This is a genomic window from Mycobacterium sp. (assembly GCF_039583785.1).
Taxonomy (GTDB): domain Bacteria; phylum Actinomycetota; class Actinomycetes; order Mycobacteriales; family Mycobacteriaceae; genus Mycobacterium.
In genome coordinates, this window is record NZ_JAVKSG010000027.1 from 16,947 (window position 1) to 29,412 (window position 12,466).

The following is a 12,466-nucleotide window of genomic DNA, read 5'->3' on the forward strand; positions in this document are numbered from 1 at the left end:
GCTACCTGCGTTGGGCGGCGGCCAGTCGTGCCGCGAACTCCGGTGACTGAATCGAGTGGGCCTGGGGGCCGAGTTCGGTGTCCTTGGCCTGCTCGTGCAATTCGACGTCGAGCGAGCCCGGGCTGGCGGTCGCGCCCATGGTGGCTTTGGTCGCAAGCACCACCTCGCGCGGCGCGGCGGCCGGGCCGGCAGCCAACTCCAACGCGGCGGCAACCGGATCGTCGGCGACGCTGAGCGCAAGGCCGTGTTGTACAGCGGATTCGGCGTCAAAGCGGATCCCGAACAGCAACGCCGCGCGGGCCACCTGCGGGCCGACCCCGCGGTGCAGCATCCACGTCGCGCCGCCGCCCGGGTGAATCCCCAACTTCTGAAAACGGGCGTCGAACAACGCGTTTGGCCCCGCGATGCGCACATCGGCAGCCAGCGCCAGGTTCAGGCCCGCGCCCACAGCCGGGCCGTTGACCGCGGCGACCGTCGGTAGCGTGCACCTGCCCACGGCCATGAACCCGTCGTACAGCCGCCGCAATCCCTCTTCGGCCGCGCTGCCCAGCGCGCTCAGATCCGCTCCGGCGCAGAATGCCTTACCGGCGCCGGTCAGCACGACGGCGTGTACTTCGGAGTCGGCTTCCGCGCGCTCCACCGCTGCGCGCAACTGCGTCGACATGTCGCTGGTGACGGCGTTACGGCGATCCGGGTCGTTGACAGTGATCAGCGCGACGTGGTTGTCGGCGCGGTACAGAACCAGGGACATCGGGCACCTCCAGAGACTCGCGTTCCGGCTGAGAACATGCGCCACATGCATCCCATCGGCCACAGTGGCACCTGCAACGTGTGCCCCCGGCAGGATTCGAACCTGCGACCACAAGATTAGAAGTCATGTGCTCTATCCAGCTGAGCTACGGGGGCTGACGACTCCAAGCCCAGGTCAGTGTAGCCAACTCGCAAAGTGGGTACAGGCGTTGCGCGACGCAGTGCGAAATGTTGTTGGTAATGCCTCTGATTGGGTTACTGTGAGGCCCGCCACACACGTCCGCTACCGACGCCCATTGCGCGCAAGGCGAGCGGCGTGTGCTCAACGACGAGGGGTGGCAACGGCATGACCATGGCCTTTGATGTCAGAGTGCGATACCAGCGTGCGTGCGCCGAAATGCTGCGCCACGGATTGCAACTGGCGTCCGGGCCGATGGGCGCATACCGCACCGGTTCGCTGCTGCTCCGTGGCTCGCCAACGGTCGCAAGCTTCCTCGCCGGGTGGATCACTGCCGAATTTCCCCCGCACGTCGTCACCGGGCACGCGCTGTCCGGGGTGGCACCGCTGTCGAAGGTCGCCACGAGTTGGGCGGCTCAGCGCGCCGACCGGATCCTCACTGACGCGCTGCATGACGCGTTCGGGGACGAGTACCGCGATGTGGTGAGTCATCCGATCAGCGACCGGCCGGAGCGTCGCGGCGGGCTGCTGCACTCCGCCGGTGGCCACCGCCGTTACGCGGCCCAGACCTCGGACATCGTGTACGGCCCGGACGCCCGCGACAACATGCTCGACATCTGGCGTCATCGAGACATCAAGCCCGGTGACCGGGCGCCGGTGCTGCTGCAGATCCCGGGCGGCGCATGGACAGTCAACGGCAGGCGGCCCCAGGGCTACCCGTTGATGGGCCGGATGGCCGAACTCGGCTGGGTCTGCGTCTCCATCGACTATTGCAAGAGCCCTCGCAACGCCTGGCCGGCGCACATCGTCGACGTCAAGCGTGCGTTGGCCTGGGTTCGCGAAAACATCGCCGACTACGGTGGTGATCCCGATTTCATCGCGGTCACGGGCGGCTCGGCGGGCGGTCACCTGGCCTCGCTGGTCGCGCTCACCGCCAACGACCCGCGACTCCAGCCAGGTTTCGAGGACGCCGACACGACTATCCAAGCCGCAGCGCCCTATTACGGCGTCTACGACTTGACCGATCCCACGAAAATGCACGAGATGATGATGCAATTCCTCGAGCTGTTCGTGATAAAGCAGCGGTACGCGGACAATCCTGAACTTTTCGAACTCGCCTCCCCGATTTCGCATGTCCACCGCGATGCGCCACCATTTTTCGTGCTGCACGGCGAGAGCGACTCGGTGATCCCGAGTGTGCAGGCACGGGCGTTCTGCGGGGCGCTTCGCGAGGCCGGCGCCCCGACCGTCGGTTATGCCGAATTACCCAATGCGCACCACGCTTTCGACTTGTTCGCCACCGTCCGGTCGCGATTGGTCGCGGATACGGTCGCTGACTTTCTGGGTGTCGTCCGCGGCCGCCATCTGCGGTCGCGATCGAGGGCAGCGCGTAAGCGCGCCGTGCCGGCCGTCTAGGTCAGCACACCGCGCAAACATTTGACGGCTCGAATTCGGCGGAGCGCCAGGCTGATTCGCAGGGCGCCCAAGCCGTGTTCGATCTCGCACCCTGATCCGGACAATCGGCTACCACCGCCGCGTCAACCGGACTACCTTGGAGTTGCCCGCAGCGTCCCGGCCAGGGGTGCGCAGCCGATTCGAAACGGGAGGTCTGGGTGGCGATAGCGGCATTGACGCGGGGGGCTGTCAATGGCTGAGCAGGTCGACGCGGCCGGGTTGCCCACGGCGCTGGGGCCGGTCGATTACCTGCTGCATCGCGGCGAGGCCAATCCTCGGACGCGCTCGGGAATCACAGCCCTGGAAATCCTGGACCGTACACCCGATTGGGAGCGGTTTCGCGCCCGCTTCGAGAACGCATCCCGGCGAGTGCTGCGGCTGCGGCAAAAGGTAGTCGTCCCGACGTTGCCGACGGCCGCGCCGCGGTGGGTGGTCGATCCGGACTTCAACCTGGATTTCCACGTCCGCAGGATCCGGGTCGCCGAACCCGGATCACTGCGAGAGGTCTTCGACCTTGCCGAGGTGATGGTGCAGTCGCCGCTGGACATCGCCCGACCGCTGTGGACGGCCACGCTGATCGAGGGTCTTCCCGACGGCAAGGCGGCGACGTTGCTGCACCTGTCCCACGCCGTCACCGACGGTGTGGGCAGTGTCGAGATGTTCGCCCACATCTATGACCTTGAGCGCGATCCGCCGGCGCAGCCGACCCCGGACCAGCCCATCCCGCAGGACCTATCGGCCAACGACTTGATGCGCGAAGGGCTGAACAACCTGGCCGTCAACGTGGTGAAGGGGGCCGGTGGCGCGCTGTGGGGTGCGGCGTCGGTGGTCGGACGGACGGTCTCGCGCCCGGGCGCCACGCTGTCGGGGGTGCTGGGCTACGCGCGATCCGGTGCCCGGGTGGTCAGCCGGGCGGCTGAACCGTCTCCGCTGCTTCGTCGCCGCAGCCTGGCCACCCGCAGCGAGGCCATCGACATCCCGCTGTCCGATCTGCATCGGGCCGCGAAAGCCGGTGGCGGCTCGATCAACGACGCCTACCTGGCCGGCCTGTGCGGCGCCCTGGGGCGCTACCACGAGGCCCTCGGGGTGCCGATCGCGACGTTGCCGATGGCGGTGCCGGTCAGCCTGCGGGCCGAATCCGACGCGGCCGGCGGTAACCGGTTCACCGGTGTCAACCTGGCGGCCCCGATCGCCACCCTGGACCCGGTCACTCGCATGCAGAAGATCCGCTTGCAGATGACCCAGCGACGCGACGAGCCCGCGATGGACATCATCGGTTCGATCGCGCCGGTGCTCAGCGTGTTGCCGGGCCCGCTGCTGGAGTCGATGACGAGCTCGGTCGTCGCCTCCGACGTGCAGGCCAGCAACGTACCGGTCTATCCGGGTGACACCTTCCTTGTCGGAGCGAAAGTGTTGCGGCAGTACGGCTTTGGCCCATTGCCCGGGGTGGCGATGATGGTCGTGCTGATCTCCCGCGGCGGCTACTGCACCATCACCGCGCGTTACGACCGCGCCGCCATCCGCGACGAGACGTTGTTCGCCCAGTGTCTGCTGGACGGGTTCAACGAAATCCTGGCGCTGGCAGGTGATCCCGCTTTGCAGGCGGTACCGGCCTCGTTCGATGCGTCCGACACGTCGAAGCGATCGGTGGCGGATTCATGACGAGCGACCAGCTGAAGAAAGCGGCGCGCGATCTCCGGTTGCCCGGGTCGGTCGCCGAAATCATGGCCAGCCCGCCCGGACCGAAGATCGGCGCGTTCTTCGACCTGGACGGAACCCTGGTGGCCGGCTTCACCGCCGTCATCCTCACCCAGGAACGCTTGCGGCGCCGCGACATGGGAGTCGGCGAGCTCATCAGCATGGTCACCGCCGGACTGAATCATCAACTCGGACGCATCGAGTTCGAAGAACTCATCGGCAAGGCTTCCGGGGCGCTGCGCGGTCGCATACTGAGCGATCTGGAGGAGATCGGCGAGCGACTGTTCGCGCAGCGCATCGAGTCCCGGATCTACCCGGAGATGCGGGAATTGGTGCGTGCACACCTGGCCCGAGGGCATACCGTGGTGCTCAGTTCGTCGGCGCTGACCATCCAGGTGGCACCGGTGGCGCGCTTCCTCGGCATCCTGAACACGCTCACCAACAAGTTCGAGACCGACGACGACGGGGTGCTCACCGGCGGTGTCGTCGCGCCGATTCTGTGGGGGCCGGGTAAGGCCGCCGCGGTGCAGAAGTTCGCCGGCGAGAACGGGATTGACCTCAAAGACAGCTACTTCTACGCCGACGGCGACGAGGACGTCGCGTTGATGTATCTGGTCGGAAATCCGCGCCCGACCAACCCCGAAGGCAAGATGGCCGCGGTCGCCAAGCGGCGCGGCTGGCCGATTCTGCGGTTCACCAGCCGCAGCGGCGGAGGCATCACCGCGCAACTGCGCGCGCTGGCCGGGGTCGGCTCGGTGCTGCCGGTCGCGGCCGGCGCTCTGGGGATCGGATTGTTGACCCGCAGCAGGCGCCGCGGGGTTAACTTCTTCACGGCGACGTGGTCGCAGATGTTGTTGACCGCCAGCGGTGTTGAGCTCAACATCCTCGGCGAGGAGAACCTGACCGCTGAGCGTCCTGCGGTGTTCATCTTCAACCACCGCAACCAGGCCGACCCTGTCATCGTCGGAGCGTTGATCCGCGACAATTGGGTCGCCGTGGGCAAGAAAGAACTCAAGGGCGACCCGATCATGGGCACGCTCGGCAAGGTGCTCGACTCTGTCTTCATCGACCGGGACAACCCGGCCGCGGCGGTCGAGTCGCTGCATCAGGTCGAAGAACGCGCGCGGCAAGGGTTGTCGATCATGATCGCCCCGGAGGGCACCAGACTGGACACCACCAGCGTCGGCCCGTTCAAGAAGGGGCCGTTCCGGATGGCGATGGCGGTGGGGATACCGATCGTGCCGATCGTGATCCGCAATGCCGAGATGATCGCCGCCCGCAACTCGACCACGATGAACCCCGGAACGGTGGATGTGGCTGTGTTCCCGCCGATTTCGGTCGCCGACTGGACGGTGGAAACGTTGGCGGACCGGATCGCCGAGGTGCGGCAACTGTATGTGGACGCGTTGGCCGATTGGCCGGAAGACGAACTACCCGACCACGACGTGTACCGAAAGAAGCCGTCGCCGCGAAAGGCCGCGCCCGCGAAAAAGGCCGTGCCTGCGAAGAAAGCGGCAGCGAACAAGACCGCCGCCAAAGCGGCTCCGGACACAACGACCGAGGCCCAACCGAGTACGCCGCGGCCAAAGGGTCGACCATGACCACCGCGTCCGCCGACACAGGTTCACTCGGCACCAGCAACGACATGTTGGTGTTGGCGGCGTCGTCGTCACCGATTGAATCAGAGCTGCTTGCCGCGTGGCTGGCTCAGCAACGTGCCCGCCACCCGGAGACCAAACTCGAAGTGCTAGCGCTGCCCGGGCAGAATCCGACGCCGGGCGCCCTCGCACAACTCGTCGAGCAACTCGAGTTGGACGAAGACCGGTCGATCGTGCCGGTGCGCGTCTTCTGGATGCCGCCGGCCGATGCGACAGCACTGAACCGGGTCACGGCTCTGCTCCCTGGCCGAAATCCCTACCAGCCCAGCGAACGTCAGCAGCGCCACATCCTGCGGTCCGATCGCTCGCGCGCGCAGGTGGTGGTCGGTGAGTCTGCCAAGGTATCCGAACTTCGCCAGCAGTGGCGTGATATCACCGTCGGCGACAACCCTCGTGAATTCGCGCACTTCGTCACGCGTCGCGCTCTGCTGGCGATGGAACGCGCCGAATATCGAATCCTCGGGCCACAATACAAATCGCCGCGATTGGTACGCCCGGAGATCATGGCGTCCGCGCGATTCCGCGCCGGGCTGGAGAAGATCCCAGGCGCCGACCTCGAGAAGGCCGGAAAGATGCTCGACGAACTCGCCACCGGATGGAGCCGAGTATCCGTCGACCTCGTTGGTGTGCTGGGCAGGCTGTTCAGCCGCGGATTCGACCGCGAGATCGACTACGACGAGTACCAGGTGGCGGCGCTGCGCTCCGCGCTGGAAGCGCACCCGGCGGTGCTGCTGTTCTCGCACCGCTCCTACATTGACGGCGCAGTCATGCCGGTGGCGATGCAGCAGAATCGGCTGCCGCCGGTGCACGTATTCGCGGGTGTGAACCTGGCGTTTGGGGTGATGGGACCGCTGTTTCGTCGCGCCGGAACCATTTTCATCCGGCGCAATATCGGCAACGATCCGCTGTACAAATACGTACTCAAGGAGTACGTCGGCTATGTGGTGGAGAAGCGGTTCAACCTGAGCTGGTCCATCGAGGGCACCCGCTCCCGCACCGGGAAGATGTTGCCGCCCAAGCTCGGGCTGATGAGCTACGTCGCCGATGCCTATTTGGACGGTCGCAGCGATGACATTCTGCTGCAAGGGGTTTCGATCAGCTTCGACCAGCTGCACGAGACCGCTGAGTACGCCGCGTACGCCCGCGGCGGCGAGAAGCGCCCCGAGGGTCTGAGCTGGATGTACAACTTCATCAAGGCCCAGGGTGAGCGTAACTACGGCAAAATCTACGTCCGCTTCCCCGAGGCGGTCTCGATGCGAGACTATCTCGGCTCGCGCCGCGGCGATATCACCAACGACGAAGCCGTCAAACGGCTTGCACTGCAGAAGATGTCGTTCGAAGTCGCGAGGCGGATCCTGCAATCCACCCCGGTGAATGCGACCGGTCTGGTATCGGCGCTGCTGCTGACCACGCACGGTGTGGCTCTGACGGTCGGTCAACTACATCACACCTTGCAGGATTCGCTGGACTACCTGGAACGCAAGAACACGCCGATGTCCACCAGTGCCCTGCGGCTGCGCACTCCGGAAGGTGTTCGTGCAGCGGTGGATTCACTGTCGAACGGCCACCCTGTCACACGGGTCGACAGTGGTCGAGAACCGGTGTGGCGGATCGCTCCCGAGAACGAGCACACCGCCGCGTTCTACCGCAACTCGGTGATCCACGCCTTCCTGGAGACCGTGATCGTCGAGCTGGCGCTGGCGTATGCCGCTCGAGTCGACGGCGACCGGCTGGAGGCGTTCTGGACGCAGGCGATGCGGCTGCGCGCCCTCCTCAAATTCGACTTTTACTTTGCCGATTCTGCGGCCTTTCGTCAGAACATCGCCAACGAGATGTCGTGGAACGAGGGCTGGGAAGCCCAGGTAACCGCCGGCCCCGCGGAGATCGACGCGATGCTCTACGCCAAGCGACCGCTGATGTCGGACGCGATGCTGCGGGTGTTCTTCGAGGCCTACGAGATCGTCGCCGACGTGCTCCGCGATGCGCCGGCCGACATCGGTGCCAAAGAGCTCACCCAGCTGGCGCTCGGTGTCGGCAAGCAGTACGTCGCGCAGGGTCGGGTACGCAGCAGCGAGCCGGTGTCGACGCTGCTGTTCGACACCGCGCGTCAGGTGGTCGCCGACCAGGATCTAGTCAAGCCGGGGCCGGACCTGGCCGAGCGTCGCGTCGCGTTTCGTCGCGAATTGCAGGCCATCCTGCAGGACTTCGACCATGTCGCGCAGATCGCCCGCCAACAGTTCGTTGCCCGCGAGGTCGAGGCCCGCGGTGCGGGGCGGTCGTAGCTAAGGGGCCCGTACCCTTTGGGTATGACGGGTCCTCCGGCCGCACGGCACCGGGCGGCGGTATGGCCGCTGCTCATCGGGGTGGCGACGCTGGCCGGGTGCACGGCCGCGGGGATCGGGCTGCTGTCGCTGGCGGCTGCGTTGACCGCGACCGGACTGCCCAATCCAGGACCGGTGACCACGATCGGGCTGCCCTTCGTCCGGGCCGCCGGCGAGATCGCCGCGGTAATCGCCGTCGGGTCCTTCCTGACCGCCGCATTTCTAGTCCCGCCGCAGGACAATGGCGTTCTCGATGTCGACGGTTATCGCGCGTTGCGGGTGGGGACGGTGGCGGCCGGGGCGTGGACGGTGTGCGCCGCGCTGCTGGTGCCGCTGACCGTTTCCGACGTATCCGGGCAGCCGTTCACCGCTCACCTGAACCCCGCGAGCCTGTGGTCGCTGGCCGGCATCATCAACATCTCCTCGGCGTGGCGATGGACCGCGCTGCTGGCTGCCGCGCTGACGGTGGCCAGCCTTCCGGTGCTTCGGTGGTCGTGGACGCCGTTGCTGCTGGGCGGCTCGCTGGTGACGTTGGTACCGCTGGGGTTGACCGGACACTCGTCGGCCGGCGGCTCCCACGACTTGGCCACCAATAGCCTGCTGATTCATCTGTTCGCGGGAAGCCTCTGGGCCGGTGGACTGCTGGCGCTACTGATGCACGTGGCCCGCGGCGGGCAGCGCGCCGATCTCGCCGTGCGGCGATTCTCGACGATCGCCTTGTGGTGCTTCGGCGCTATGGCACTCAGCGGCGTTGTCAATGCGCTGGTCCGGATCCGCCCGTCGGACCTACTGTCCAGCGAATACGGGCGACTGGTCGTCGTCAAATTCGTGGCGCTATGCCTGCTCGGCGTCGCTGGCTGGCGCCAACGACGCAACGGAGTTGTTGCACTGCAAGATGATCCGACCTCGCGAACCCGCTTCGTCCGGCTGGCAGCCATCGAGGCGGTGCTTTTCGGCCTGACGTTCGGCGTCGCGGTCGGCCTGAGCCGCACCCGGCCACCGCCGCTGTCGCTGCGCATCCCGTCGACCACCGTGGTCAAAATCGGCTACGACTTCGACGGCCCGCTCACTCCGCTGCGGATGCTGTTCGACTGGCGGTTCGACCTCCTCTTCGGCTCCGCGGCGATCGTGTTCGCCGCGCTGTATCTGGCCGGAGTGCGGCGGCTGCGTCGCCGCGGCGATGCATGGCCGAAAGGTCGGACCGTCTCCTGGCTGCTGGGCTGTGCGACGCTGCTGTTCGTCAGCTCGTCGGGAATGGGCCGGTACATGCCGGCGATGTTCAGCGTGCACATGGCTGCGCACATGACGATGTCGATGCTGGTCCCGATCCTGCTGGTGTTGGGCGGCCCGGTCGGACTGGCGTTGCGGGCGCTTCCGGCCGCCGGCCGCGGGCAACCGCCGGGCATGCGCGAATGGCTGCTGGCCGCTTTGCACAGCAGGATCTCGAGGTTCCTCACCAACCCGATAGTTGCGACGGTCCTGTTCGTCGCCGGGTTCTACGGGCTGTACCTGGGTGGCCTGTTCGACGTCGCGGTCGGCAGCCACGTCGGGCACGTGGTGATGAACGTGCACTTCCTGCTCAGCGGCTACCTGTTCTATTGGGTGGTTATCGGTGTCGACCCGACGCCGCGGCCGATCCCGCCCCTGGCCAAGGTCGCAGTGGTTTTCGCGTCGCTGCCATTGCACGCATTTTTCGCCATCGTGCTGATGGGCACGGACAAGGTGCTCGGCGAGAATTTCTATCGGTCGCTGCACCTGAGCTGGCATACCGACCTGATGGGCGATCAGCGGCTCGGCGGTGGAATGGCCTGGGCTGCAGGCGAAATACCGTTGGTCGTGGTGATGATCGCGTTGCTGGTCCAGTGGACACGCAGCGACGAGCGAACCGCCCGGCGACTGGATCGCGCGGCAGACCGCGACGACGACGCCGAGTTGGCGGCCTACAACGCGATGCTCGCCGAGTTGGCGCGGCAAGACCTCCAGCCCTACGAGGGTGCCGTGAAGCAGAAACCGGGGCTGTGATTTCGAGCGAATCACGACCCTAGGTTCTGGTTCGCGGATGCTCCCTGCTGTCCACACCTGGCACTTTCTGCACAGCGCCGCCACGCCGGCCGGGAAGACCGGCTGTCATGTCGGGGCCTGCGCGGTAAATGGGGTGCAGCACAGGCGGCGCTGCGCCGCCACCGAGGAAAGGGAACAAGCAATGTTCGAAACACCGCTGACCGTGGTCGGCAACATCGTCAACGACCCGATACGTCGCGCAGTCGGCGACCAGGAGGTGATGAAATTCCGGGTGGCCAGCAATTCGCGACGCCGGGGTGCCGACGGCACATGGGAGGTCGGTAACTCGCTGTTCGTCACCGTCAACTGCTGGGGTCGGCTGGTCTCCGGCGTGGGGGCTTCGCTGCGGAAGGGCTCGCCGGTCATCGTGGTGGGACATGTTCACACCAGCGAGTACGAAGACCGCGACGGTATTCGGCGCTCGACGCTGGAGATGCGTGCCGGCTCCGTCGGCCCCGACCTATCTCGCTGCATCGCCCGCGTCGAGAAGGTGGTCTCATCCGGACCGGACGCCGCGGCCGGCGCAACGCTGGAGCCCGGAGCAGCGGTCGAGCTGCCCGGCGCCGAGGATGTCAACCGGGCTCACAGCGCAGACACCGCGGCTGCCTAGGATGGGGCGCGAGCAATACCTCGCAAACCAGGAAGGCAACACCGCGGCATGGCTGAGTTCATCTACACGATGAAAAAGGTCCGCAAGGCGCACGGCGACAAAGTCATCCTCGATGACGTCACCTTGAGCTTCTATCCGGGCGCCAAGATCGGTGTCGTCGGCCCCAACGGGGCGGGTAAGTCGAGCGTCTTGCGGATCATGGCCGGGTTGGACAAGGCCAACAACGGCGAGGCCTTCCTGGCCACCGACGCGACCGTCGGCATCCTGTTGCAGGAGCCGCCGTTGAACGAAGAGAAGACCGTTCGCGGCAACGTCGAAGAAGGGCTCGGCGACATCAAAGTCAAGCTCGACCGCTTCAACGAGGTCGCCGAGCTGATGGCCACCGACTACTCCGACGAGCTGATGGAGGAGATGGGTCGGCTGCAGGAGGAGCTCGACCACGCCGACGCGTGGGATCTCGACTCGCAGCTCGAGCAGGCGATGGATGCTTTGCGTTGCCCGCCGCCCGACGAACCGGTGACGCACCTATCCGGCGGTGAGCGCCGCCGGGTGGCGCTGTGCAAGCTGCTGCTGTCCAAGCCGGACCTGCTGCTGCTCGACGAGCCCACCAACCACCTCGACGCCGAGAGTGTGCAGTGGCTCGAGCAGCACCTGGCCGCCTACGAGGGCGCGGTGCTGGCCGTCACCCACGACCGCTACTTCCTCGACAACGTCGCCCAGTGGATTTTGGAACTAGACCGCGGCCGCGCCTATCCCTACGAGGGCAACTACTCCACGTATTTGGAGAAGAAAGCCGAGCGGATCGGGGTGCAGGGCCGCAAGGACGCCAAGCTGCAAAAGCGGCTCACCGAAGAACTGGCCTGGGTTCGCTCCGGCGCCAAGGCCCGCCAAGCCAAGAACAAGGCCCGGCTGGGGCGCTACGAGGAGATGGCGGCCGAAGCCGAGAAGACGCGCAAACTCGACTTCGAAGAGATTCAGATCCCGACCGGCCCGCGACTGGGCAACTTGGTCGTCGAGGTCGAACACCTCGACAAGGGCTTCGAGGGACGCACGCTGATCAAGGACCTGTCGTTCACGCTGCCCCGCAACGGCATCGTCGGTGTCATCGGCCCCAACGGTGTCGGCAAGACCACACTGTTCAAGACGATCGTCGGGCTCGAGCAGCCGGACAGCGGCGTCGTCAAGGTCGGTGAGACCGTCAAGCTGAGCTACGTGGACCAGTCGCGCGGCGGGATCGACCCGAAGAAGACGGTCTGGCAGACCGTCTCCGACGGACTGGACTACATCCATGTCGGGCAGAACGAGATCCCGTCGCGGGCATACGTGTCGGCGTTCGGCTTCAAGGGCCCCGACCAGCAGAAGCCGGCCGGGGTGCTGTCCGGCGGTGAGCGCAACCGGCTCAACCTGGCGCTCACCCTCAAAGAGGGTGGCAACCTGATCCTGCTCGACGAGCCGACCAACGACCTCGACGTCGAGACGCTGGGCTCGCTGGAGAACGCGCTGGAGAAGTTCCCCGGCTGCGCAGTGGTGATCTCCCACGACCGCTGGTTCCTCGACCGGACCTGCACCCACATCCTGGCGTGGGAAGGCAATGGCGACAACGAGGCCGAGTGGTTCTGGTTCGAAGGCAACTTCGGTGCCTACGAGGAGAACAAGATCGACCGCCTCGGAGCGGAGGCGGCGCGTCCGCACCGGGTGACTCACCGGAGGCTCACGCGCGACTAGTGTCGCGAGC

General features: G+C 66.2%; 8 protein-coding genes and 1 tRNA gene. 7 read left to right on the top strand and 2 right to left on the bottom strand.

Translation table 11 applies throughout. The features are described from left to right. Nucleotide 1 precedes the first annotated feature (1 nt). Both ABDV69_RS10755 and ABDV69_RS10760 read right to left on the bottom strand, forming a co-directional pair. Nucleotides 2-751 carry an enoyl-CoA hydratase gene (locus ABDV69_RS10755; RefSeq protein ID WP_343574026.1) on the bottom strand — a complete coding sequence of 250 codons (750 nt, stop codon included), beginning with the start codon at nucleotides 749-751 and terminating at the stop codon, nucleotides 2-4. A gap of 81 nt (nucleotides 752-832) precedes the next feature. Beyond that, a tRNA-Arg gene (locus ABDV69_RS10760) sits at nucleotides 833-906 on the bottom strand. Nucleotides 907-1,096: 190 nt separating this feature from the next. Here ABDV69_RS10760 and ABDV69_RS10765 point away from each other — a divergent pair. The 7 genes from ABDV69_RS10765 to ettA all read left to right on the top strand — a co-directional run bounded on the left by ABDV69_RS10765 (nucleotide 1,097) and on the right by ettA (nucleotide 12,456). Continuing rightward, entirely contained in the window at nucleotides 1,097-2,344 is a 1,248-nt protein-coding gene (locus ABDV69_RS10765; RefSeq protein ID WP_343574027.1) for an alpha/beta hydrolase, read from the top strand. Between the two features lie 231 nt (nucleotides 2,345-2,575). Beyond that, complete coding sequence (locus tag ABDV69_RS10770) at nucleotides 2,576-4,045, top strand: wax ester/triacylglycerol synthase family O-acyltransferase (protein WP_343574029.1); 1,470 nt, start codon at nucleotides 2,576-2,578, stop codon at nucleotides 4,043-4,045. Continuing rightward, nucleotides 4,042-5,682: an HAD-IB family hydrolase/lysophospholipid acyltransferase family protein gene (locus ABDV69_RS10775; protein WP_343574030.1), complete on the top strand. Its 1,641-nt coding sequence runs from the start codon at nucleotides 4,042-4,044 to the stop codon at nucleotides 5,680-5,682. The genes ABDV69_RS10770 and ABDV69_RS10775 overlap by 4 nt, the downstream gene beginning before the upstream one ends. Next, entirely contained in the window at nucleotides 5,679-8,021 is a 2,343-nt protein-coding gene (locus ABDV69_RS10780) for a glycerol-3-phosphate 1-O-acyltransferase (protein ID WP_343574031.1), read from the top strand. Before ABDV69_RS10775 ends, ABDV69_RS10780 begins: the two co-directional genes overlap by 4 nt. Before the next feature lie 24 nt (nucleotides 8,022-8,045). After that, nucleotides 8,046-10,082, top strand: a complete 2,037-nt coding sequence (locus tag ABDV69_RS10785; protein ID WP_343574032.1) for a cytochrome c oxidase assembly protein — start codon at nucleotides 8,046-8,048, stop codon at nucleotides 10,080-10,082. 181 nt (nucleotides 10,083-10,263) lie between these two features. Then, nucleotides 10,264-10,731 (top strand): single-stranded DNA-binding protein, encoded by a 468-nt coding sequence (gene ssb, locus ABDV69_RS10790; protein ID WP_343574035.1) that lies wholly within the window; start codon nucleotides 10,264-10,266, stop codon nucleotides 10,729-10,731. 48 nt (nucleotides 10,732-10,779) lie between these two features. Continuing rightward, a complete protein-coding gene (ettA, locus tag ABDV69_RS10795; RefSeq protein ID WP_343574037.1) occupies nucleotides 10,780-12,456 on the top strand; it encodes an energy-dependent translational throttle protein EttA in 1,677 nt (558 codons plus the stop codon). The last annotated feature ends 10 nt before the right edge of the window (nucleotides 12,457-12,466 follow it).